This is a genomic window from Ancylobacter lacus, assembly GCF_018390635.1.
Lineage (GTDB): Bacteria > Pseudomonadota > Alphaproteobacteria > Rhizobiales > Xanthobacteraceae > Ancylobacter > Ancylobacter lacus.
The window spans coordinates 1-23,161 of the sequence record NZ_JAHBGE010000077.1 but is presented as its reverse complement, the minus strand read 5'-3'; the positions used below and the strand labels follow the sequence as shown (position 1 = coordinate 23,161).

Annotated in this window: 20 protein-coding genes, 1 other RNA gene and 1 riboswitch; of the genes, 11 read left to right on the top strand and 10 right to left on the bottom strand. The window is 70.7% G+C overall.

The window, feature by feature from the left end; genetic code table 11:
• Positions 1–27: 27 nt before the first annotated feature.
• The gene (locus tag KHC27_RS19010; protein WP_213341157.1) at positions 28–1,017 is read left to right on the top strand and encodes an Hsp33 family molecular chaperone; all 990 of its coding nucleotides are present in this window, start codon (positions 28–30) and stop codon (positions 1,015–1,017) included.
• Between the two features lie 43 nt (positions 1,018–1,060).
• On the opposite strand, the gene argE is transcribed toward KHC27_RS19010, so the two are convergent.
• The 4 genes from argE to KHC27_RS18990 form a co-directional block, all read right to left on the bottom strand.
• Positions 1,061–2,224, bottom strand: a complete 1,164-nt coding sequence (argE, locus tag KHC27_RS19005; RefSeq protein WP_213341155.1) for an acetylornithine deacetylase — start codon at positions 2,222–2,224, stop codon at positions 1,061–1,063.
• Positions 2,225–2,282: 58 nt separating this feature from the next.
• Positions 2,283–3,734, bottom strand: a complete 1,452-nt coding sequence (locus KHC27_RS19000) for a TrkH family potassium uptake protein (RefSeq protein WP_213341153.1) — start codon at positions 3,732–3,734, stop codon at positions 2,283–2,285.
• Between the two features lie 72 nt (positions 3,735–3,806).
• The gene (gene apaG / locus KHC27_RS18995; protein WP_213341151.1) at positions 3,807–4,199 is read right to left on the bottom strand and encodes a Co2+/Mg2+ efflux protein ApaG; all 393 of its coding nucleotides are present in this window, start codon (positions 4,197–4,199) and stop codon (positions 3,807–3,809) included.
• A 158-nt stretch (positions 4,200–4,357) separates the two neighbouring features.
• Positions 4,358–5,563, bottom strand: coding sequence for an O-succinylhomoserine sulfhydrylase (locus KHC27_RS18990; RefSeq protein ID WP_213341149.1), 1,206 nt, complete (start codon positions 5,561–5,563; stop codon positions 4,358–4,360).
• A gap of 50 nt (positions 5,564–5,613) precedes the next feature.
• Positions 5,614–5,695, bottom strand: a riboswitch (SAM riboswitch).
• Positions 5,696–5,994: 299 nt separating this feature from the next.
• Between KHC27_RS18990 and KHC27_RS18985 the strand changes: the two genes are divergently transcribed.
• Positions 5,995–7,107 (top strand): 2'-deoxycytidine 5'-triphosphate deaminase, encoded by a 1,113-nt coding sequence (locus KHC27_RS18985; protein WP_213341147.1) that lies wholly within the window; start codon positions 5,995–5,997, stop codon positions 7,105–7,107.
• 6 nt (positions 7,108–7,113) lie between these two features.
• Here KHC27_RS18985 and nudC read toward each other — a convergent pair whose 3' ends face one another.
• Together nudC and KHC27_RS18975 are read right to left on the bottom strand one after the other, a co-directional pair.
• Positions 7,114–8,058, bottom strand: a complete 945-nt coding sequence (gene nudC / locus KHC27_RS18980; RefSeq protein ID WP_213341145.1) for an NAD(+) diphosphatase — start codon at positions 8,056–8,058, stop codon at positions 7,114–7,116.
• 214 nt (positions 8,059–8,272) lie between these two features.
• Positions 8,273–8,614, bottom strand: a complete 342-nt coding sequence (locus KHC27_RS18975) for a hypothetical protein (RefSeq protein WP_213341143.1) — start codon at positions 8,612–8,614, stop codon at positions 8,273–8,275.
• Positions 8,615–8,848: 234 nt separating this feature from the next.
• Here KHC27_RS18975 and ffs point away from each other — a divergent pair.
• From ffs to KHC27_RS18955, 4 genes are all read left to right on the top strand, one after another.
• Positions 8,849–8,947: signal recognition particle sRNA small type (gene ffs / locus KHC27_RS18970), an RNA gene on the top strand.
• Between the two features lie 27 nt (positions 8,948–8,974).
• Positions 8,975–10,828, top strand: coding sequence for a DNA polymerase III subunit gamma/tau (locus KHC27_RS18965; RefSeq protein WP_213341141.1), 1,854 nt, complete (start codon positions 8,975–8,977; stop codon positions 10,826–10,828).
• Positions 10,829–10,840: 12 nt separating this feature from the next.
• Positions 10,841–11,161: a YbaB/EbfC family nucleoid-associated protein gene (locus KHC27_RS18960; protein WP_213341139.1), complete on the top strand. Its 321-nt coding sequence runs from the start codon at positions 10,841–10,843 to the stop codon at positions 11,159–11,161.
• Positions 11,162–11,243: 82 nt separating this feature from the next.
• Positions 11,244–11,558: a hypothetical protein gene (locus tag KHC27_RS18955; protein ID WP_213341137.1), complete on the top strand. Its 315-nt coding sequence runs from the start codon at positions 11,244–11,246 to the stop codon at positions 11,556–11,558.
• A gap of 36 nt (positions 11,559–11,594) precedes the next feature.
• Here the strand turns inward: KHC27_RS18955 and KHC27_RS21925 are convergent, their stop codons facing one another.
• Both KHC27_RS21925 and KHC27_RS18945 read right to left on the bottom strand, forming a co-directional pair.
• Complete coding sequence (locus KHC27_RS21925; RefSeq protein ID WP_343210943.1) at positions 11,595–12,230, bottom strand: TetR/AcrR family transcriptional regulator; 636 nt, start codon at positions 12,228–12,230, stop codon at positions 11,595–11,597.
• Positions 12,227–15,637 (bottom strand): acyl-[ACP]--phospholipid O-acyltransferase, encoded by a 3,411-nt coding sequence (locus KHC27_RS18945; RefSeq protein WP_213341135.1) that lies wholly within the window; start codon positions 15,635–15,637, stop codon positions 12,227–12,229. The genes KHC27_RS21925 and KHC27_RS18945 overlap by 4 nt, the downstream gene beginning before the upstream one ends.
• Positions 15,638–15,822: 185 nt before the next feature.
• On the opposite strand from KHC27_RS18945, the gene KHC27_RS18940 reads away from it, so the two are divergent.
• The 5 genes from KHC27_RS18940 to cysG all read left to right on the top strand — a co-directional run bounded on the left by KHC27_RS18940 (position 15,823) and on the right by cysG (position 20,190).
• Positions 15,823–16,125: a hypothetical protein gene (locus KHC27_RS18940; protein ID WP_213341134.1), complete on the top strand. Its 303-nt coding sequence runs from the start codon at positions 15,823–15,825 to the stop codon at positions 16,123–16,125.
• A 95-nt stretch (positions 16,126–16,220) separates the two neighbouring features.
• Positions 16,221–16,874 (top strand): peptide-methionine (S)-S-oxide reductase MsrA, encoded by a 654-nt coding sequence (gene msrA / locus KHC27_RS18935; protein WP_213341132.1) that lies wholly within the window; start codon positions 16,221–16,223, stop codon positions 16,872–16,874.
• 219 nt (positions 16,875–17,093) lie between these two features.
• Positions 17,094–17,819, top strand: a complete 726-nt coding sequence (locus KHC27_RS18930; protein WP_213341130.1) for a hypothetical protein — start codon at positions 17,094–17,096, stop codon at positions 17,817–17,819.
• Positions 17,820–18,035: 216 nt separating this feature from the next.
• Entirely contained in the window at positions 18,036–18,542 is a 507-nt protein-coding gene (locus KHC27_RS18925; RefSeq protein ID WP_213341128.1) for a TIGR00645 family protein, read from the top strand.
• Positions 18,543–18,642: 100 nt separating this feature from the next.
• A complete protein-coding gene (gene cysG, locus KHC27_RS18920; protein WP_213341126.1) occupies positions 18,643–20,190 on the top strand; it encodes a siroheme synthase CysG in 1,548 nt (515 codons plus the stop codon).
• Here cysG and hisG read toward each other — a convergent pair.
• Positions 20,154–21,137 carry an ATP phosphoribosyltransferase gene (hisG, locus tag KHC27_RS18915; protein WP_213341125.1) on the bottom strand — a complete coding sequence of 328 codons (984 nt, stop codon included), beginning with the start codon at positions 21,135–21,137 and terminating at the stop codon, positions 20,154–20,156. The genes cysG and hisG overlap by 37 nt on opposite strands.
• Positions 21,134–22,285: an ATP phosphoribosyltransferase regulatory subunit gene (locus KHC27_RS18910; RefSeq protein WP_213341123.1), complete on the bottom strand. Its 1,152-nt coding sequence runs from the start codon at positions 22,283–22,285 to the stop codon at positions 21,134–21,136. Before KHC27_RS18910 ends, hisG begins: the two co-directional genes overlap by 4 nt.
• Positions 22,286–23,161: the final 876 nt, after the last annotated feature.

Sequence of the window (23,161 nt, the reverse complement as noted above, 5' to 3'; positions counted from 1 at the left end):
CTTCCTATATGCGCGGTCGGAGTTCACATGACAGCATCATCCATACCCGCCCGTTCCCCCAGCGCCGAGGCGATCGACGACCGGGTGACCCCCTTCCACATCGACGGCCTCGACGTGCGCGGCCGTGTGGTGCGGCTCGGCGCCAGCCTCGACGCCACCCTCGCCCATCACCGCTACCCCCCCGCGGTGAAGCGCCTGCTCGGCGAGGCGGTGGCGCTGACGGTTCTGCTGGGCTCGACCCTCAAGATCGAGGGTCGCTTCATCCTGCAGACCCGCACCGACGGCCCCGTCGACCTGCTGGTGGTGGACTTTACCGCCCCCGAAAGCGTCCGCGCCTATGCGCGCTACGACGAGGCGCGCCTGTCCGAGCTGGTCGGCGTCGGCCGCGGCGACAGCGGCACCCTGCTGGGCCATGGCCATCTCGCCCTCACCATCGACCAGGGCCTGAGCGTGCGCCCCTATCAGGGTGTCGTGGCGCTGGAAGGGGGCGGGCTGGAGGATGCGGCCCACCAGTATTTCCGCCAGTCCGAGCAGATTCCGACCCGCATCCGCCTCGCGGTGGCGGAGGATGTGCGCCCCGGCGGCACCTCGTCCTGGCGTGCCGGCGGGCTGATGGTACAGTTCCTGCCCACCGAGGGCGGCCGGATCGTCACCCGCGACCTCGATCCCGGTGACGCGCCTGAGGGAACATCGCCCGCGCCGGCTGCCGAGGACGATGCCTGGCTGGAGGCGCAGTCGCTGGTCGGCACGGTCGAGGATATCGAGCTGGTGGACGCGGAGCTGTCGAGCGAGCGCCTGCTGTTCCGCCTGTTCCACGAGCGGGGCGTGCGGGTGTTCGAGGCCGAGAGCGTGGTGGCGCGCTGCTCCTGCTCGCGCGAGCGGGTGATGAGCGTGCTGATGAGCTTCCCCAAGGAGGAGCGCGCCAGCCTCGTGGAAGACGGCAAGGTCTCGGTGACGTGCGAGTTCTGCGGCCGCAGCTACGGCTTCGAGGCGACGGAAGTGGTCGACGCGCCGTAAGCCTCGATCGCCGGGCGCATCGCTCGCCCTGCGGCGCGGCTGCTCAGGCCGCGCATTCCTCGATGAGCCCGCGCAGGAAGCGCTCGCAGGCCCGAAGCTCCGAGACCTCGATGAACTCGTCCGGCTTGTGGGCCTGATCGATCGAGCCCGGCCCGCAGACGACGGTAGGGATGCCCGCGGCCTGGAAATGGCCGCCCTCCGTGCCATAGGCGACGGTGTGGGTGCCGTTCTGGCCGGCGAGGCGCAGCGCCAGCGTCTCCGCATAGGAGCCCGGCTGCGGCGCCAGCGGCGGCACGCGGTAGATGAACCGGGTCTCGATCGCCGCTTCCGGCGCGGTCTCCTTCAGCCGCGGCAGCACCCGGTCCAAAGCGAAGCTTTCAAAGCGCGACAGCAGCGCGTGCTCGTCGAAGTCGGGCAGGCCGCGCACGTTCCAGCGCACCGCGCAGGAGCGCGGCACGATGTTGCCCGCAGTGCCTCCCTCGATCACCGTGACCTGCACGGTGGAATTCGGCGGATCGAACCGGCCCGTGGAGTCGCCGGCGGCGATCAGCTCGGCGCGGGCACGGTCGAGCTCGCCCACCAGCTCGGCCGCGGCGAAGATGGCATTGGCGCCGAGCTGCGGCATCGAGGAATGCGCCTCGCGCCCCGTCACGGTGGTGACATAGGCGATGCCGGACTTGTGAGCGTCGACCACCCGCATGTTGGTCGGCTCGCCCACGATGCAGGCGCGCGGCAGCGGCAGGTCGACCCCGAGGCGCTGCACAGCGGGCACCACCCCGGTGCAGCCGATCTCCTCGTCATAGGAGACCAGAAGGTGGATCGGCGTCGCAAGCGGCCGCGCCACCATCTCCGGCACCAGGGCGAGGCAGGTGGCGATGAAGCCCTTCATGTCGCAGCTGCCCCGGCCGTAAAGCCGGCCATCCGCCTCGCTGAGGACGAAGGGATCCGAGGTCCAGGGCTGGCCGTCGACCGGCACCACGTCGGAATGGCCGGACAGGCAGACGCCGCCAACCCCCGCCGGGCCAATGGTGGCGAACAGGCTCGCCTTCTGCCCGTCCTCGCTCGGCACCAGCGTGCTCTCGATGCCGTAGGCCGCGAGATAGGTCTTCACGAAATCGATCAGCGCGAGGTTGGAATTGCGGCTGGTGGTGTCAAACCCGACCAGATAGGCCAGAATTTCCTCGGTCGTGGTGCGGCTGGCCTGCATCGGTGATCCTCGAATCCTGTGCCGAGCATAAGAGTGCAGCGCGGGAGATCAACGCCCTTCAACGCTGCCAGAAGCGCGGCAGCAGGAGGACCAGCACCGTGAACAGTTCCAGCCGTCCCAGCAGCATGCCCGCCGAAAGCAGCCACACCACCCCGTCCGGCAGCGCGGCGAAGTTCACCGCCGGCCCCACCACCTCCCCCACCCCCGGCCCGACATTGGCCAGCGCCGTGATGGCGGCGGAGAGCGAGGTGGCGAGGTCGTAGCCGGCGATGTTGATGGCGATCGCGATCACCAGGAAACTGGCGAGGTAGAGGAACACGAAGGACAGCACCGACGACACCACCGCCTCGTCCACCGGCGCGCCGCCATAGCGCACCGGGAACACGCCGCGGGGATAGACGATGCGCTTGAGGTGCTGGGCCAGCGCCGAGCCGATGATGGCGAGACGGAACATCTTCAGCCCGCCCGTGGTCGAGCCGGTGCAGCCGCCGAGGAACAGGATGAGGAAGTACAGCGTGTCGGTGGGCGGTCCCCAATGGGTGAAGTCCACCGTGACGAAGCCGGTCGTCGAGATGAGGGAGACGACATTGAACAGCGCGTAGCGCAGCGCCGTCTCGCCCTGGGCGATGCCCCCCGCCACCTGCTCGACGAAGCTGAGCGCGGTGAAGGCGAGCACGACCGCGAGGAACAGCCGCACCTCGGTGTTCGCCAGAAGCCGGCTGAAATCGCCCGCCAGCACCCGAACATACAGCACGAAGGGCAGCGACCCCGCCAGCATGAAGACGATGGCGGCGTAGTCGACCGCGGCGCTGTGGAAATAGCCGAGCGAGGCGTCGTGGGTCGAGAACCCCCCGGTCGAGATGGTGGCCATGGCGTGGGCCACGGCGTCGAACGGGGTCATGCCGCACAGCCGGTAGGTGACCGCGCAGGCCAGCGACAGGATGAGGTAGCTGCCGAGGATGCCCTTGGCCATCTGCGCCGCGCGGGGCAGCAGCTTCTCCGACTTGTCCGAGGATTCAGCGCGGAAGAGCTGCATTCCGCCGATCTGCAGCATCGGCAGGAAGGCGATGGCCAGCACGATGATGCCGATGCCGCCATACCAGTGCAGGAAGGCCCGCCAGATCAGCAGCCCGGGCGGGCGGGTGTCGAGGCCGGAGATGACGGTGGCGCCGGTGGTGGTGAGGCCGGACATCGCCTCGAAATAGGCGTCGGTGAAGGAGAGCTTGGCTTCCGACCACATGAAGGGAATGGCGGCGAAGGCGGAGACCACCACCCAGCTCGCCGTCGTGAGCAGGAAGGCCTGGCGGCGGTCGAGCCGCTCCACCTCGCCCGAGCGACCGGCCAGCCACAGCGACAGCCCGACGAACATGGTGACCGCCGCGGCCGCGACATAGACGAGATAATCACCACGCCCCGCGCCGAAATCGACGAGGGCCGGTATCATCATGGTCGTGCCGAGGATGGCGAGAAGGACGCCGAGGACGGCGGCGATCGGACGGAGATCGATCACGGGCTGTGGGACCGCAGGGCGGGGTTGACCGGGCGACCATAGACGCTTCGCGCCACGGCCGGAAGGGCGGGCTCAGTTGAGCGTGCGGGAAGCGTCCGGCAGGTCGAGCGAGAAGGCCGGCACTTCGGCGGCGAAATGCTCCCCCGCCGCGGTGACGAGATCGTAGCTGCCGGACATGATGCCGGTGGTGGTCGGCAGCGGCACCCCGCTGGTGTACTCGAAATGCCCGCCTGGCGGCAGCACCGGCTGCTCGCCCACCACCCCGGCGCCGCGCACCTCCTGCACCCGGCCGAGGCCGTCGGTGATGATCCAGTGCCGGGACGTGAGCTGCACCGTCTCGCTGCCGAGGTTCAGAATCTCGACGGTGTAGGACCAGAAGAACTGGCCCCGCTCCGTGTCGGACCGCTCCGGCGAGAAACGGGGCGTCACCGTCACCTGGACGCCTCTGGTGGTCGCGCGATACATCGCATCCCTTCTCCGCAGACGGCTCAAGGCGGCAGTGAAGCCGCTTACGCCCGGCCCCGCAAGGCCGGCGCGTCATGGCGGTGGACAGGGAGGAGGCTCCCTGCCCGCCGGGCGGCGCGGCGACGCGCGATGATGGCCCGCCGTCGTCGCCGCAGCCGTCAGACGGCCTTCAGCGCCTGGGCGAGGTCCTCGATCAGGTCGTCGACATGTTCGAGACCGACCGACAGCCGGACCATGCCGTCGCTGATCCCCATCTCCGCCCGCGCCTCCGGGGTGAAGCGCTGGTGGGTGGTGGTCGCGGGGTGGGTGACGAGGCTCTTGGCATCGCCGAGATTGTTGGAGATGCGCGCGACCTTCAGACCGTTGAGGAAGCGGAAGGCGCCGGCCTTGCCGCCCTCGACCTCGAAGGTCACCAGCGTGCCGCCACCGCGCATCTGCCGGCGGGCCAGCTCCGCCTGCGGGTGGTCGTCCCGGAAGGGATAGATCACCCGGCCGATTCCGGGCGTGACCGCCAGCGTGTCGGCGATGGCCGCCGCGCTCTGCTGCATCCGCTCCACCCGCAGCGGCAGCGTCTCGAGACCCTTCAGCATCACCCAGGCGTTGAACGGCGAGGCCGACGGCCCGGTCTGGCGCAGGAAGGTCTGCAGGTGATCGGCCAGGAACTTCTCCGAGCACAGCACCACGCCGCACAGGCAGCGCCCTTGCCCGTCAATGTGCTTGGTCGCGGAATACACTACCACATCCGCGCCGAGCGCGAGCGGGCTCTGCAGCATCGGGGTGGCGAAGACGTTGTCCACCACCAGCAGCGCCCCGGCCTGCTTTGCGATCGCAGCGACGCCGGCGATGTCGATGATCTCCAGCGTCGGGTTGGTGGGGCTCTCGAGGAAGAAGACCTTCGTCTCCGGCCGGACCGCCGCCTGCCACGCCGAGAGGTCGGTGCCGTCCACCAGCGTGGCGGCAACCCCGAAGCGCGGCAGCAGCTCCTCGATCACGTAGCGGCAGGAGCCGAACAGCGCCCTCGCCGCCACGACATGGTCGCCCGCCTTGAGCTGGCAGAGCAGCGACGCCGTGACCGCCGCCATGCCCGAGGCCGTGGCGCGTGCCACCTCCGCGCCCTCCAGCAGGGCGAGGCGGGTCTCGAACATCGCCACGGTGGGGTTGGAATAGCGGGTGTAGATGAACCCGGGATCGTCGCCCTTGAAGCGCGCCTCCGCCTGCTCGGCGGTGTCGTAGACATAGCCCTGGGTCAGGTACATCGCCTCGGCCGTCTCGCCATAGGGCGAGCGCAGGATGCCGCCATGGACGAGGCGGGTGTCGGGCCTGAGCTTGGCGATATCGGCGGGAGAGAGCTTCGGCGTGGTCATTCGGGGCGGCTCCGGTGCGAGGACAGACCGGGGTCGCCCTCGCGCGCAGAAGCGCCGCGGCCCCGACCTTTTAGCGACTTTGTTTAGCGTGGCGGCAAGCCGGTCGGCTCAAATAGGACCACGTGACGGGCTGCGGATTACTCCCCTGCCCCGGCGCCCGTCAAGCCCGCCGTTCGGTAAAACGAACGGGGCGACATGGGAAGATTGGACACCTGCGCCGTCGTCCCGGCGTGGCAGAACCCTGCCGCGTTTGCCGGCTCGGCCGAGCGGATGTTGCGACCCGCCGGGCTCCACCTTCCGCACGACACGCCCGAAATGGCCCGCCGCGCCGCCGGTTGCGGCCGTCCCTCGCGCTGCCGCCCCTTGGCGGGTGCGGGCGTGTCCGCTACAGCAGCACATCGAAACGGGCGACACGGGTAGGAGCGGTGGCCATGTCGGGTCTGCCGGAAGCGAAGGACGGCATCCTGCCGGCCCACGCCGTCGAGGCGCTGGTGGCCGGGGGCGCCATCGCGCCTGCAGCGCCGCTCGATCATGACCAGGTGCAGCCGGCCAGCCTCGACCTGCGGCTGGGGCCGACGGCATGGCGGATCCGCGCCAGCTTCCTGCCTGGCCCCGGCGCCACCATCGCCGACCGGTTGGAACGGCTCGCCCTGCACCGGCTCGACCTGACCGGCGGCGAGGTGCTGGAGACGGGCTGCGTCTATCTCGTGGAACTGCAGGAGGCTCTGGCGCTGCCGCCGGACCTTTCCGCCTCCACCAATCCGAAGAGCTCCACCGGCCGGCTCGACGTCTTCACCCGCGTCATCACCGACCGCGCAAGGGCCTTCGACATCATCCCCGCCGGCTATGCCGGGCCGCTCTATCTCGAAATCAGCCCGCGCACCTTCCCGATCCTCGTCCGGCAGGGCTCGCGGCTCTCGCAGATCCGCTTCCGCCGCGGCGATGCCCGGCTTGACGAGGCGGCCATCGCGGCGCTGAACCGGCGCGAGAGGCTCGTGGAGGTGGCGACGGCGGACGTGGCGGGCGGCGGCATCGCGGTCAGCGTCGACCTCTCGGGGGAAGGCTTCGGCGGGCTGCTCGGGTTCCGCGCCAAGCGCCACACCGGCGTTATCGATGTCGACCGCCGCGGCGCCTATGATGTCGAGGATTACTGGGAGCCGCTGGCGACCCGGGGACGCCGCGAGCTGATCCTCGATCCCGACGCCTTCTACATTCTTGCCTCGAAGGAGGCGGTGCACGTACCCCCGGCCTACGCGGCGGAAATGGTGCCGTTCGATCCGCTGGTGGGCGAATTCCGGGTGCATTATGCCGGTTTCTTCGACCCTGGCTTCGGCCATGCCGCCGCCGGCGGGCTGGGCGCCCGCGCCGTGCTGGAGGTGCGCTCGCGCGAGGTGCCCTTCATCCTGGAAGACGGCCAGATCGTCGGCCGGCTGGTCTATGAGCGGATGATGGAGCGCCCCCGCGTGCTCTATGGCGAGGGGCTGGGCTCCAACTACCAGGCGCAGGGGCTGAAGCTCTCCAAGCACTTCCTGCCCTGGCGCTGAGGCCCCTCAGAGCCCGGGGGGGTCGCGGCCTTCCGCGAAGGCGCGGATGAGATGATGGGCGATCGCCCCCGAGGGCGGCACCGTGAGTCCTTCGGGATGACGGTGCCCGAGCATCGCCAGCACCTCCTCGCGGTGGAACCAGCGGGCGCCCTCCAGCTCGTTGGCGTCGATGGTGATGTCCCGGCTCGTCGCCTCGCCGCGCATGCCGATCATCACCGACATTGGGAACGGCCAGGGCTGCGAGGCGAGATAGCGCACCGGGCCGACCACGATGCCGGCCTCCTCCCGCGTTTCCCGCCGCACCGCGGTCTCGAAGGTTTCACCGGGCTCGACGAAACCGGCGAGGCAGGACCACATGGTCGGCGCGAAGCGGGGGGAGCGGCCGAGCAGGCACTCCTCCCCGCTCACCACCAGCATGATCACCACCGGATCGGTGCGCGGGAAATGCTGGGCCCCACAGTTCGGGCACTCCCGTCGCCAGCCACCATCGGCCACCACGAGCGGCGTCGCGCAGTTCGAGCAGAAGGTGCGGCGGGCGTGCCAGCTCAGCATCGCCTTGCCGCAGGCGAGCTGGCTGACCACGTCGGACGCGATCAACCCCTCCACCATGAGGGTGCGCAGATCGGTGATGTGCAGGTCGTCGCGGCCCGCCAGTTCCTCCGCCCGCGCCGCCGGCACCGGCAGGGCGAAGCGCGGCCCCGCCGCATCAAGGCCGAGCAGGCAGGCCGCCTCGAAATCCCCGCCCAGAGCCCGCGCCTCGTCGCGGTCGAACAGCGCATCAAGGCCGCTGGCGCGGTGTGACAGCAGGACCCGCTCCCCGGCAATGAGGCAGGTCCGCATGGCGGGATCGGCAAGGAAGGCAGCCGCCTCGCCGCGGCGTTCGCTGGCCCGGTCCAGCCGGAAATCGGCATAGCCGAGATGCGGCCAGGGGCCGAGGGAGGTGGTGGCCATGCAAGGATCCTCAAGGGCTGGCGGGCACCGTTCCGCCGGGCGGATCGCACGGCACGGTGCCTCTCGGGCGCGCCACACTAGTCGAGCCACCGGCACCCTGCACCGGCATTTTGCGCAACCCCGGCAACGCGCGGCCGGACACGTGCGCCCGACACGCGGAGGCCCGCCATGCAGCATGGCGGGCCTCCCGATTCGTCGCGCTGTCAGGCGACGGTCAGCCGATGGTGGGGCAGCCGGGCTCGTTGGCGAAGCGGATGCGCTCCGGCCCGCGCCGGGTGTCGCCTTCCACCACCACGGAACGCGGGGTCACCCGAACCACTTCCGCGTTGCGGAGCCCCTCCTCCGGCGCGGCGGCACGGGCCTGACGCTCCGAGCAGCCGCGCATGCGGCCTCGGCGCTCGCCCTCGAACCCCGGCCCGCCGGGGGGGACGGGACGCACGCCATCCGGCCCGACCTCGATGCCGAAACCCTGCGCCTGCGCCATCGACACCGGCACAAGCAACGGCGCAGCCACCAGCGCGGCAGCGCAGGTGGCTGCCATCATCATCTTGCGCATTCCTGCCTCCTTGAAAGACAATGCCGACCCTTTTGAGGTGACGGGACAAGCCTTCATCTTCAGGAAAGTTCCCTCATTCCGCCGATGCCACCATCACGGCCGGCAAACCACGCTTTCGCAGCATCAATACTGTTCGGCATCGGCGATGACCGTGTTGCGGATGCGCGGCCGGGGGAGCGGAATGGGGTGCGGCTGCCTCTTGCATCCCCACGCCAATTCCCCGATATAGGCGGCGGGAGGTTGGCGGTGGACGAGCCACTCGCCAACCGGGTCAGGTCCGGAAGGAAGCAGCCCCAACGAGCCCGGTCTCGGGTCTCTGTCCAGCCTCCCACCCTATCTTCGGTCAGCAACGGATGACGGATGAGCGAGGGCGCCGCACCCGATGACGTCGCCGCCCTGGCCCTGCCGGGGGTCGAACCGCCGGCAGCCGCCTATCGCGTCCTTGCCCGCAAATACCGCCCGCAAACCTTCGCCGACCTGATCGGCCAGGAGGCTATGGTCCGCACCCTGCGGAACGCCTTCGCCTCCGGGCGCATCGCCCAGGCCTATGTACTGACCGGCGTCCGCGGGGTCGGCAAGACCACCACCGCCCGCATCCTTGCCCGCGCGCTGAACTATGAGCCGCTGGACGGCCCGGCCGGCGGCGGCGGGCCGACGCTCGACATGCCCGGCCTCGGCCGGCATTGCCGCGATATCATCGAAAGCCGTCATGTCGACGTCCAGGAGATGGACGCGGCCTCCAACACCGGCATCGGCGACATCCGCGAGATCATCGAGGCCGCGCGCTACAAGCCGGTGCTGGCGCGCTACAAGGTCTTCATCATCGACGAAGTGCACATGCTCTCGACGGCGGCCTTCAACGGGCTGCTGAAGACGCTCGAGGAGCCGCCGGAGCATGTGAAGTTCATCTTCGCCACCACCGAAATCCGCAAGGTGCCGGTCACGGTGCTGTCGCGCTGCCAACGCTTCGATCTGCGCCGGGTGGATGCGGGCGTGCTCGCGGCGCATCTGCGCGGCATCTGCACCGCCGAGGGAGTTGGCGTCGAGCCGGAGGCGCTCGGCCTCGTCGCCCGCGCCGCGGAAGGCTCGGTGCGCGATGCGCTGTCCCTGCTCGACCAGGCCATCGCCCATGCCGGCGCCGCCACCGGCGGTCAGGTGCGCGGCGAGGAAGTGCGCGCCCTGCTCGGCCTTGCCGACAAGGCGCGGGTGATCGACCTGTTCGAGGCGCTGATGCGCGGTGACATCGCCGCCGCCCTCACCCTGCTGCGCGAACAGTACGACGCCGGCGCCGACCCCGCCGTGGTCATGGCCGAGCTGGCCGAATTCACCCATTTCGTCACCCGGCTCAAGATCCTGCCGCAGACCGCAGAGGACGCTTCGCTGATCGAGGCGGAACGGCTGCGCGGCTCCGGCTTCGCCGAGGCGCTGTCGATGCGGGTGCTCGCCCGGGCCTGGCAGATGCTGACGCGCGGGCTCACCGAGGTCCAGCAGGCGGCCAAGCCGATGCAGGCCGCCGAGATGGCGCTGGTCCGCCTCGCCTATGCCGCCGACCTGCCAACCCCGGACGACGCGCTGCGCCGGCTGCGGGACGAGGCCGCCGCCGATCGCGGTCCCGGTCCGTCCGGCGGCAATGGCGGCAGCGGCGGCGGCGGTGCGCGCGCCGCGATGGGGAGCGCCGCGCCACGGCTCGCCATGGCAAGCCAGAACCCGGCGCCGCGCCCGGCGCCTCAGCCGCCCGCGCCCGCCGTTGCCGGTCCCCGCCTTGCCGGCCTCGCCGATGTGGTGGCGCTGGCGGTGGCGCATCGCGACCTCAAGCTGAAATTCGCCATCGAGACCCAGGCCCGCCTCGTGGCCTTCGAGGAAGGCCGCATCGAGATCGCGCTGGCGCCCGGCGGCTCGGTGATGCTGGTGCAGGAACTGCAGAACCGCCTCACCGAGTGGACCGGCCGGCGCTGGCTGGTGGCGCTGTCGAGCGAGCCGGGCGAGCCGACGCTGGGCGAGGCCGCGCAGGCCGAGCGGGCGGCGATCGAGACCGGAGTCCGTGCCGACCCGCTGGTGGCCGCCGTGCTTGCCCGCTTCCCCGGTGCGTCGATTGTCGACATCCGTGCGCGCGAGCCGGAAGACGCCCCTCCGGCGTTGACGCCGGAGGAATATGAGGGCCTGGTCGCTTCCATGGCGGAGGGACCCGGCCCGGACGATGACCTCGAATTCTGACGGGAGCCGCCCATGAAAGACCTCCTCGGCATGATGTCCAAGGTGAAGGAGATGCAGTCCCGCATGGAGGAGCTGCAGCAGGAGCTGGAGGCTCTCGATGTGCAGGGCGTCGCCGGCGGCGGCATGGTGAAGGTCACCCTCTCCGCCAAGGGCACGCTGAAGGCGATCGCGATCGACCCCACCCTGCTGACGCCCGATGACGCGGAGATGCTGGAGGACCTGATCGTCGCCGCCCATGCCGACGCCCGGGCCAAGGCCGACCGCCTCGTGCAGGAGAAAACCCAGGCCCTCACCGCCGGCCTGCCGATACCGCCCGGCCTCAAATTGTTCTAAGCTATTCTTTTACCACAAGAAAAGTACTGGCGTCGGCGACCTCGGCATGATGCACTTCCCCTTCTAGCGGGGAGACGCACCGATGAAGACACGCCTGTTGCTGGCCGTGGCCGCCGCCTCGGCCCTCTCCTTCCTGGCACCTGCCGCAGGGTGGGCCGCCATCACGCCCGCGCCGCTCGCGGCACCGGCGGCCACCACGCCGGTGGCGTGGCCCTGCCCGCCCGGCTATCACATCGGCCGGGGCGGCCAGCGCTGCTGGCCCAATGGCTGGGCCCCCGCCGAGGAAATCCCGCCCGGCTACGTGCCCGGCCCACGGGTCTACCCCGCGCCGCCGGTTCTGGAATGCCCGCCGGGCTACCATCTCGGCCGCGGCCTGCAACGCTGCTGGCCGAACTGACGCCGCAGCGCCGGAGGCCGACCTGCCGCACGGGCCTCACCGCGTGCCGGTGAGCAGGCTTAGCACGCCCTCGGCGATCGCTCCGGCGTGGCCGCCCAGCGGCCGGGCGAGCCGGCCATAGACGGCGAAGACCGCCGGCTGCACCACCGCCCCGAGTGCCATGGCGGCGGCGAGGTCGACCGGCTGCGGCAGCCGCACGCCGGCAACCTGCGCGTCGGCCATGATCTGCGCCAACGCCGCCACCGCATTGCCCTGGCGGTCCGGCACATGGGCGAGATGGTCGTGCTGGGCGATGAGCAGGAAGGTGAACAGCGCCGGCGCTTCGTCGAACAGGCGGCAGGCATGCTCCACCACCGCGCGAATGCGTCCTTCGAAATCCGGCACCCGGCCGGCGATGTCCTCGATCTGCCGCGCCAGCACGGCATAGCGGGAAAGGAACAGCTCGCGCGCCAGCGCCTCCTTGGAGGCGAAGTGACGGTAGAGCGCACCCTCCGCTACGCCGGCCGCCTGGGCGATGTCCCGCACCGAGGTGCCGTCGACGCCGCGTTCCGCGAAGAGGCGCAACGCCTCCTCCTCGATCCGCGCCCGGGTGGCGGCACCGTCGCGCCCGCGCCGGGCCGTGACCCCGCCCGCCGCCGCGTCGGCCGGCCGGACGGGTGATGCGGCCGTCACGCGCCCGCCCCCGCGGCGGGCGGGGTACGCGCCGCGATCGCCTCCAGGGCCAGCCGGCGGGCGGTGGTGAAATCCACCTTGCCGGTGCCCAGCAGCGGCATCTCGTCAAGGGTGATGATTTCCGCCGGGAACATCAGCTCGGTGAGACCCACCTCGCGGCCATGGGCCTGCAGGCTGGCGCGGGTAAGGTCGGTGGCGGTGGTCATCAGGATCAACCGCTCGCCCTTGCGCGCGTCCGGCACGGCGACGGTGACGTGCTGGGCATCGGGCCGCAGCGTCGAGACCATGGCATCGACCGCGGCCAGCGACACCATCTCGCCCGCCACCTTGGCGAAGCGCTTGGCCCGGCCGCGGATGGCGACAAAACCGTCGCCATCGAGCGCGACGATGTCGCCGGTGTCGTGCCAGCCGCCTTCCGGCGGCACCAACTGGCCCGGCCGGTCGACGAAGAGATAGCCCTGCATGATGTTGGGCCCGCTCACCAGCAGCCGACCGCCCTCCTCGATACCCGGCACCGGGTCGAGCCGGTAGCGGATGCCCGGCAGCAGGCGGCCCACCGTGCCCGCGCGGTTGAACATCGGCGTGTTGACCGCCACCACCGGCGAGCATTCGGTGACGCCATAGCCTTCGAGAATGCGCAGGCCGAACTTCTCCATCCACACCTTGCGGGTTTCCGCCCGCACCGGTTCCGCGCCCGCGACCACGAAACGCAGCGAGCGGAAGTCGTAGGGGTTCGCCATCCGCGAATAGCCGGCGAGGAAGGTGTCGGTACCCACGATGGCGGTGGCGTTGGTGGCGTAGACCAGCTCGGGAATGATCCGGTAGTGCAGCGGCGAGGGATAGAGATAGGTCTTCAGGCCGGACACCAGCGGGAGGATGAGGCCGCCGGTGAGACCGAAGGAATGGAACACCGGCAGCACGTTGAACATGATGTCGGCGGGCGAGAAGTCGATCCGCGCCGCCACCTGGGCGACATTGGTCAGCACGTTGCGGTGCGACAGAACCACGCCCTTGGGCGCCCCCTCCGAGCCGGAGGTGAACAGCACCACCGCGGGATCGTCGGGACGGGAGGCATGCGCCCGCGACGGCAGCAGCGCCGCAACCTTGTCGAGCCCGGTCATGCCGGCGCGCACATCCTCGGTCCAGAGGAAGCGCACATGCGGTTCCAGCGCCGCGACCTCCGCCTCCAGCCGGGCCTTCTCGACAAAGGCGCGGGAGCAGACGACGACCCGCAGCTCCGCCATCCGGCAGGCGGCGACGAGGTTGGCCGGGCCGGCGGTGAAGTTCAGCATGGCGGGCACCCGGCCCTCGCGGTGCAGGCCGAGGATGACGACCGCGACGCCGGCGGCATTCGGCAGCAGCACGCCGACATTCTCGCCGGGGCGGGTTTCCGCCGCCAGCTTGGCGCCGAACAGGCGGGCGCCCATCAGCAGCTTGCGGTAGCTCAGCGCCGTGCCCATCGGGTCTTCCACCACGACCCGGCCGCGCCCCAGCCGCTCGGCCGCCTCCTCGACCGCCTCATAGATCGACTGGCCGGTGTGGCTGGTCTGGAAGACGAGGTCCGACATGATGTCGTAGAGCGCCGCCCCGGCCGCCTGCCGGCGCTTACGGCCGAACAGCTCCGGGGCCACCTCGATGCGCACCGGCGGCAGCACGGTGACGCGCACCTTCGGGAACAACCGCTTGCGGGTCTGGTCCGGGGTCAGGCGGGAGAAGGGCGTCTGCTCCAGCCCCTCGATCCGCACCGGCACCACCTCCGCGCCCGCCTTTTCCGCGATCATCGCCGAGCCGTCATAGATCTTCATGATCGAGCCGGTGACGGTGATGCGCCCCTCCGGGAAGATCACCAGCGGGTTGCCCTCCTTCACCAGCCGGATGAGGTCGCGCGTCGCCAGCGGCCGGGTGGGATCGAGCGGGAAGGCCCGCACCAGCCGCAGGAAAGGCTTCACCCACCAGCGCTGGGCGATGGTGGAGTCGATGGCGAAGATCGGGTCATTGTCGAGCAGCGCCATCACCAGCGGCGCGTCGAGGAAGCTGACGTGATTGATGGCGATGACCGAGCGCGGCCCCGCCGCCCGCAGATGCTCCGCGCCCTTCACCTCGACCCGGAACAGCACCCGGAACACCAGCCTGATCAGGTCGCGCAGCACATGGCCCTGAAAGGCGCGGCCCACCAGAGCCGCCACCACCAGCGAGGCTACGCCGATGGCCACCAGCAGGGTCGGGGCACCGAAGCCGGCGAGCTGGAACAGCGCGATGATGACCGCGCCAACCACCATGAAGGCGGCATTCAGCACATTGTTGCCGGCGATGACGCGGGCGCGGCTGTCCTCGTCCGATTCTGCCTGGACATAGGCGAAGGTCGGCACCACGAACATGCCGCCGGCCGCCGCCAGCCCGACAAGGCCGATGATGGCGTGGACCCCGAGCTCGCTGGTGATGAAATCGTACCAGTCGATCAGCTCCGGCCCCGGCCGCTCGGCGCCCATGACAACGCCGATATAGATCGAGAAGATGCCGAGCAGGATGCCGGCGAGCGGCACCAGCGCCAGCACGATGCGGCCGTCGCACAGCTTGGCAGCGAGGCCCGAGCCCGCCGCGACGCCGACCGTGAAGAGCACCAGGAACAGCGTGACGATGCTTTCCGAGCCGCCGATGTCCTCCTTCACCATGGTGGGCAGCAGCGACAGCACGACCGCACCCACCAGCCAGAACCAGCTGACGATGAGCGAGCCGACCCAGGTGGCGCGGTTCGCCTTCAGCTCGGACAGCAGCGTCAGCGTGCCCTGGAAGATGTTGGGGTTGATGCGCAGCCCCGGCGCGCGCTCTCCAGTGCGGGGAATCTGCCGCGCCGCGATCCAGCTCACCACGCCGAAGGCGAAGGTCACGCCCGCCACCGTCCAGTGCCCGCCCTCCGCCACCGCGATGCTGCCGGCCACGGTGCCGGCGAGGATGGCGAGGAAGGTGGCGGTTTCCACCAGCGCGTTGCCGGCGACCAGCTCCTCCCGCTCCAGCTGGTCTGGCAGGATGCCGTATTTCAGCGGACCGAACAGCGCGCCCAGCGTGCCCATGAGGAACAGGCCGACGAACAGCATCGGCAGCGAATGCAGCACGAAGCCCGCGCTCGCCAGCAGCACGACCCAGATCTCGGCGAATTTCAGCCGCTTGGCGATGACCGCCTTGTCGTAGCGGTCGGCCATTTCGCCGCCAAGGCTGGAGAACAGGAAGAACGGCAGGATGAACAGCGCGCCGGCGAAGGTGACGAGGGCACCGGCATGACTCTCGCCCAGCTTGTAGAGGATCAGCAGGGCCAGGGCGTTCTTGACGAAATTGTCATTGAATGCGCTGAAGAACTGGCACCAGAACAGCGGCGCGAAGCGCCGCGCGGTCATCAGCCGGGTGAACATCGGGCTTCCTCGGGTCGGGCACTGAGGCACCACTTAGTGAACGATCACTCACATAAAACGCCGCCATTGCGCCGTCAATCGCACTGCTGCGGGCAACAGGGCTGGCGGCCAGGTTGCGCGCCCCGCCCGCGGGGCGTAGATGCAGCCCTATGGTGGCGGCCGCCGGCATGTGAGGAGAGAACCGCATGATCCGATTCCTGCTGCGGTTCGTCGGTCTGTGGGTGCTGGCCGGCGGCTTCGTCGCGCTGGTGGTGGACGGCACCCGCTCCATCGCCTCCTCCGACCTCGTCATGACGCCGCTCGGGGAAGCCTGGTTCGCCGCCGGCCCTGGCTCGCTCGCCCGCTTCCAGAGCCTCGTCGAGACCAGGCTGTCGCCCGTGGTGTGGGAATATGCCGCCGTGCCGCTGCTGATGGCGCCGCTGGCGGCGGTGCTCGGGGTCGCCGGCCTTCTGCTGATCCTGCTCGGCCGCTCACCCACCGACCGGTGACGGCGCACGGCAGCGGCTGACGGCCAACGGCGCGCCACACTGGCAAAGAGGCGTTGCAATACCCACATCGGGGCCACGAAACGCGAGGAGCCGACATGTTCTTCCTGAAGAAGTCCCTCGACCTTCCCACTCCCGACCGCGCCCTGCCGGGCCGTCCGCACCCGCTTCCCACCGCGGAGCGGCATTTCCTCAGCAAGCGGCCGCTGAAGGGCCCCTATCCCGACGGTTTCGAGACCGCGATCTTCGGTCTTGGTTGCTTCTGGGGCGCCGAGCGCAAGTTCTGGCAGACGCCGGGCGTCTGGGTCACGGCGGTCGGCTACATCAACGGCGTCACGCCCAACCCGACCTATGAGGAGACCTGCACCGGCCTCACCGGCCATGCCGAGGCGGTGCTCGTGGTCTACGATCCCGCGCAGGTCAGCTACGAGAAGCTTCTCAAGCTGTTCTGGGAGAGCCACGATCCCACCCAGGGCATGCGCCAGGGCAACGATGTCGGTACCACCTACCGCTCCGGCATCTACACCACCACGCCGGAGCAGCGGGTGCAGGCCGAAGCCAGCAAGGCGGCCTATGGCAAGGCGCTGAAGGCCGAGGGTTTCCCGGACATCACCACCGAGATCGTCGAGGCCCCGACCTTCTACTTCGCCGAGGACTACCACCAGCAGTACCTCGCGAAGAACCCGAACGGCTATTGTGGCCTTGGTGGCACAGGAATCTCCTGCCCGATCGGCACCGCGGTGCCGGCCTGATCCCTGCCCGAACCCCGAGCCGGCCGTTGCGGCACATGGCGGCGGCTGGCGAGGGCTCCGTGCGTCAAGCGACAGCGGGGCGGCGGCGGGCCCGCCGGCCTTGTCGGGCTGGCGCGTCCGGTGGACGCCATGGCTATTTTTGTCCGCATCGGCATTGCACCTTCCCTATGGGCCACAGGGCTGTAACGTGCCCGGCATAAGCTTGCCGGAGAGCCTGCCGTGACCGCCCTTTGCCGCTCTATCCTCGCCGCCCCGCTGCTTGCCGCCCTCCTTCTCGGTGCCGGCACGCTGCGACCGGGGCCGGCCGCCGCCCAGACCCCCGCCCCGACCATTCCCGCCGACCTGCGCAATGCGCGCTACTGCGAAGTCCTTCCCGTCCGCCTCACCGTGGAGGGACTGAAGGCCACGGTCTACAACACGCTGGGCTATGGCGACTGCCCCGCCGACAAATGGGACGCGCTTACCGAGGCAGACCTGCGGCGCTATTTCGACGTGCTCGAAATCAAGCGGAACGGCCCGCGCTACTTCATCATGGACCGCATCATCGCCTCCGGCGCGACCAGGGACGGCGATGTCATCACGATCGGCGGCATCACCTTCGTCAAGCGGGCGGAAATCTCGCCCTCGCTCAGTCAGGCGCGGGAGCCGAGCTACACGGAGCAGACGATCGACCGCGACACGATCTATGAGTTCGACGCGGGCAAGCCGGTGTTCCAGCTCACCGCGCCGGACGGCTCGGTCTATGTGATGCAGACCTACGCCGCCTTCGTCGACACCTCGCTGACCTATGACGACCTGCCGAAGCTCGGCGCGCGGCTGAAGCTGCCCACGGGCTGGACCTACACCATGCGGGTTCCGGATTCTGTCCTTGTGCTGAAGGCGGCGGGCAAGGCGATCGTGATCCAGGACGACCTCAAGAACACCTACCAGAAGGTCACGAACTGAGCCGGCCAGCGGCGCCGCGCCGGCCGGCCGGCCGCGGGTGCCGTAGGCACGTGCGGCACCCATGGCGAGGCGGAAGCGAAGCGGCCCCTCGGTGTGGGGCCGCGGCCACGCCCCGCGCGCTTCCTGCCGCACGCCCACCCTGCGCTCTTGTGGCCGACGCTGCGGCATGCCACCCATGCGCCGATACCGTCAGCGGGCGCGGACAGGGAGCGGGACGTGGAAAAGCTGATCGAGCGGTTCATCTTCGTCAGCCGGTGGCTGATGGCGCCGTTCTATCTCGGGCTCATCGTCGCCCTCGCGGTGCTGCTGTTCAAGTTCGGCGTGGAGCTGGTGCATTTCGTCACCCATGCCTGGAATTCCTCGGAAACCGACATCATCCTCGGCATCCTCGCCCTCATCGACCTCACCTTCACCGGCAGCCTGGTCGTCATCGTCATCTTCTCCGGCTACGAGAACTTCGTCTCCCGCATCGACACCGAGGGTCATTCCGACTGGCCGGAGTGGATGACCAAGGTGGATTTCGCCGGACTCAAGCAGAAGCTGCTGGCCTCCATCGTCGCGATCTCGGCCATCGCACTGCTCAAGGCCTTCATGAATCTCGACAAGGGCGTCGACGAGCGGGCGATGTACTGGCTGGTGGTCATTCACGTCGTCTTCGTGGTCTCCGGCGTGGTATTGGCGTGGACAGACAAGATCACCGACAGCAAGGGCGGCGGCCACTGAGCCGCCTCGCCGGCACGCCCCACGCATCCCGGGCTTGCGCTGAACCGGCGTCCGACCTACGTCACGCCATGCCGGACGGCGGCGGAAGACGGATCAGGACATGACGGGCATCCACGATGCGCCGGGCGTCAGCGCCCCGGCGCGGCATCCCTCCGAGAAGAGCGGCGCGCGGATGGAGCCGCTGGCGCGGCTGCCGGTGTTCTTCGGCCTCGAAGGCCGCCGCGTGGTGCTGGCCGGCGGTTCCGACGCGGCCGCCTGGAAGGCCGAGCTGCTTTCGGCCTCCGGCGCCGAGGTGGCGCTGTTCGCCGCAGAGCCCTGCGAGGCGCTTCGTGCCCTCCTCGCCGCCCCTCCCAACGGCCCCATCCGCCACGTGCCGCGTGAGTGGGTGCCGGCCGACCTCGCCGGCGCGGCGCTCGCCATCGGCGACTTTCCCGAGGACGAGCCCGCCGCCGATTTCGCCACCGCCGCCCGTGCCGCCGGGGTGCCGGTGAACGTCATCGACAAGCCGGCCTTCTGCGACTTCGCCTTCGGCGCCATCGTCAACCGCTCGCCGCTGGTGGTCGGCATCTCCACCGACGGCGCCGCCCCGGTCTTCGGCCAGGCGGTGCGCGCCAAGATCGAGGCGGTGCTGCCGCGCGGCTTCAAGGCCTGGGCGGAGGCGGCGCGGAGCTGGCGGCCGGCGGTGGCGGCGCTCGAGCTCTCCTATCACGGCCGCCGCCGCTTCTGGGAGCGCTTCACCGCCCGCGCCCTCGCCACCCCGGAGGTCCCGCCGGCGGAAGATCTGCGCGAGACCCTGCTCGCCGCCGCCCGGCAGGACCGCGCCGGCCCGGACAAGGGCTCGATCGCATTGGTCGGGGCCGGGCCCGGCGACCCCGAGCTGCTGACGCTCAAGGCGGTGCGGATGCTGCAGGCGGCCGATGTCGTGCTTTATGACGACCTCATCGCCCCCGCCATTCTCGACATCGCCCGCCGCGAGGCGAAGAAGATGCTGGTGGGCAAGACCGGCTACCGCCCCTCCTGCAAGCAGGACGACATCAACGCCCTGATGGTCTCGCTCGCCCGCCAGGGCAAGCGGGTGGTCCGGCTGAAGGGCGGCGACCCCATGATCTTCGGCCGCGCCGGCGAGGAGATGGCCGCCGCCCGCGCCGCCGGGGTTCCCGTCGAGGTGGTGCCCGGCATCTCCGCCGGCCAGGGCGCGGCGAGCCGGGTCGCGGTGTCGCTGACCCACCGCGACCATGCCCGCCGGCTCCAGTTCATCACCGCCCATGCCCGCGACGGCAAGCTGCCCCGCGACCTGAACTGGGCGGCGCTCGCCGATCCGGCGGCGACCACCGTGGTCTACATGCCCCAGCGGACCTGGGCCGAGCTGGCCGGCAAGGCGATGGCGGCGGGGCTGGACCCGGCAACGCCGGCGATCGCCGTCTTCGCCGCGACCCGGCCGGAGGAACGCCGGGTCTTCGCCACCGTCGCGATGCTCGCCGACGCGCTCGATGCCGCGGTGGCTGAGGGCGCCGGCGGCCCCTGCCTCGTCCTGTTCGGCCACGCGCTGGGCGAGGCGGAGATCGCCGCCGCCGCCGGGGCCGCCGGCGAGAGCGGCGGGGCCGAGGCCGATCAGCCCGCCGCCAGCTTCGTTTCCAGCCGCTCATAGAGCGGGTTCTCGGCGGCGAACACATAGTCCAGCGGACCGACCGAGACGGTGCTGGCGCCCTGCTCGCGCAGGAACACGGCGAGGCCGTGCAGCGTGTCGGGCGGGCAGTGCAGCGTCACCATGCCCGAGGAGGTCGGCGCGCCGAACGGCGCCACCGCGCGGAAGCGGGACACCGCCTGCGCCACCACGTCGGCGTCGCAGGCGGCGAAGCGGGTCTTCACCTCGCGCATGGTGGCGGCGCGCTTGGCGGCGGTCACCCGGTCCAGCAGCGCGCGGGCGGCGGCGCGGGCGGCCGGGCTCCAGTCGGCGCTCAGCGAAGCCACAAGATTGGCCTCGGAGCGCAGGATGATGCCGTCGTCCACCACCTTCAGCGCGTTGGCCGCCAGCGTCGAGCCGGTGGTGGTGATGTCGACGATCAGCTCCGCGGTTCCCGCCGCCGGGGTGCCCTCGGTGGCGCCCAGGCTCTCGACGATGCGGTAGTCCGTGATGCCGTGCCCGGCGAAGAAGCGCTGGGTGAGATTGAGATATTTCGTCGCCACCCGCACCCGCCGGCCGCGGCTGGCGTGGAAATGGGTGGCGACGTCGTCGAGGTCGCGCATGGTGCGCACGTCGATCCAGGCCTGCGGCACCGCCACCACCACATTGGCGTAGCCGAAGCCCAGCCCTTCCACCAGCAGCACCCTGGCGTCGGCGTCCGGTATGCTCTCGCGCACCAGGTCCTCGCCGGTGACGCCGAGATGGACATGGCCGGAGGCGAGCTGGGTGGCGATCTCCGAGGCAGAGAGAAAGGCCACCTCGACATCGGCGACGCCCGACAGGGTGCCGCGATAGTCGCGGGCGCCGCGCGACTGCGCCAGCGTCATGCCGGCGCGGGCGAAGAAGGCGGTGGCGTTTTCCTGCAGCCGGCCCTTGGAGGGCACGGCGACGATCAGGGCGGCGGTGCTCATCGGCCAGCCTCCAGTGCGGCGAGGCGGGCGGGCCAGACGGCGAAGCCCACGGCGGGAATGTCGCGCGCGGCGCCGAGCCGGGCCAGCAGCCCGTCATAGCGCCCGCCGGCCACCAGCGGCGGCTCGACCTCGCTGGTCCCGTTCAGCGGGTGCAGCTCGAACACCATGCCGGTGTAATAGTCCAGCGGCCGGCCGAAGGCGGCGGCGAAATGCACCCGGCCGACCTCGACCCCCTGCGCGGCGAGGAAATGGGTGCGCTGCTCGAAGGCGTCCAGCGCCGCGTCGAGCCGCAGCCCGGCGCCCTGCGCCAGCGCCCGCAGCCGGGCGGCGGCGATGTCGGGCTCGCCCTCCACCGCCAGCCAGGCCTCCAGCAGCGCGACCTTCTCCGCCGGCAGGCCTTCCGCCTCGCCGGAGGCGGCCTGCTCCAGGAAGCGCTCGGCGATCTCGGAGACGGTGCGCCCGCCCACGGTGGAGATGCCGGCGATGGACAGCAGGTCGGTCACCAGCGCGTGGGCGGCCTCAGGGTCGGAGCCCGCCAGCGCCGAGAGCACGCCGGCATGGGCCGTGACCCCGCCGCCGTCGGGCCGGCGGCGCAGCACCGCGAGATCGGCGCCGAGGCTGCCGGCGCGGGCGAAATCCTTGGTGAGCCGGCGGCGCCAGCCCGGCGGCAGCGCCAGCGCCTCCAGCAGGGCGGCGAACAGCCCGACATCGCCGAGCCGGATGACGGGATCGATGACGCCCCAGAGCGCCGCCGTCTCCAGCCCGAGAGCGAGAATCTCGGCATCCGCCGCCTCGCGGTCGGCGCGCCCGAAGGATTCAATGCCGCCCTGCAGGAACTCGCCGCCCGGGGCGCTGGAGCGGAACACCGGGCCGAGATAGGCATAATCGGCCGGGCCGGCGGCGCCGGCGGCGAGGTAGAGCCGGCACACCGGCAGGGTGATGTCCGGCCGCAGGCACAGCTCGCGGCCCTCGGCGTCGGCGGTGAGGAACATCAGCCGCCGCATCTCCTCGCCGGAGAGGTCGAGGAAGGCGTCGGCCGGCTGCAGCACCGGCGGGTCGACCCGCTCGAAGCCGGCGCGGCCATAGAGCGCCAGCAGTTCGTCGAGCCGGGACGGTTCGTCGGCCGGAAGGGATGAAGGGGCGGTCACGCGGCACGGTCCTTGTTGAGCGCCCTCGCCGGCGCGGCGGCGGCGGGGCAGGCTGGCCGCGTTCTAGCAAAGCGGCCGGGCCGGGTCCACAAAGCCCGGGCCGGGCCGCTGCGGCATGCCGCCCCCCGCCCGGCCGGGCGCGCGGCGACACGTGCGCGCCGCACGCCAGACCGCACCCCTCGCCGGCCGGCGTGGCCCCTCCTGACGCCGCCGGGGTTCGGTCCGGCGACGGCCCACCCCCTGCACGCGCCCGCCGGCCGCGTTCCCGCCGGCCGGACGCTCGTGCGGCCCTCGCCTTGTCCGGCCTGGCCTGCATGCGCGGGATCGCCGGTCTGCCGGCGGGGCCCCTCGCCTCCTGCCGCGAGCCACGCCGCCGCGTCGGCTTCCCGCACATCCGGCCAGCTCCCGCGCCCTTGCGCCGGTCACCGCCGCAAGGCCCGCCGCAGCCGCCTCGGCACGCCGCGCCAACGGCTCGGCTCGACCCCGGCATTCCCACCCCCGTCCCCATCCCCCTGCACCAAAAGCCCCGCGCCGTCGCCGGCCGGGGGTGTGCGTCAGGCCCTTTGCCCGTCGAAGGGCGTGCGGGGCACCGTGTTACGCGAAACTTAGGATGGCAGGGCCGGGATGTCGGATTGGGCCGGATAAAGCCGGTGCAGGCCGGATGAAACGGCGGTAGCGCAAAGGTTTATCCCATTTCCCGGGGCGCGACCTCGGCGGGGCGCGAAAGATAGGGCGCGGGGCGGTTGACGGGGCGGCGCGAAGGATCAGATGGCAGTGCCGTGGGCCGGCGGCGGGGCGTCGCGTGCCGCCGGGCGAAAAGGCGGATGAACACATCCAGCTTGTTGACGTGGCATCATACAACCACCGATCATGCTC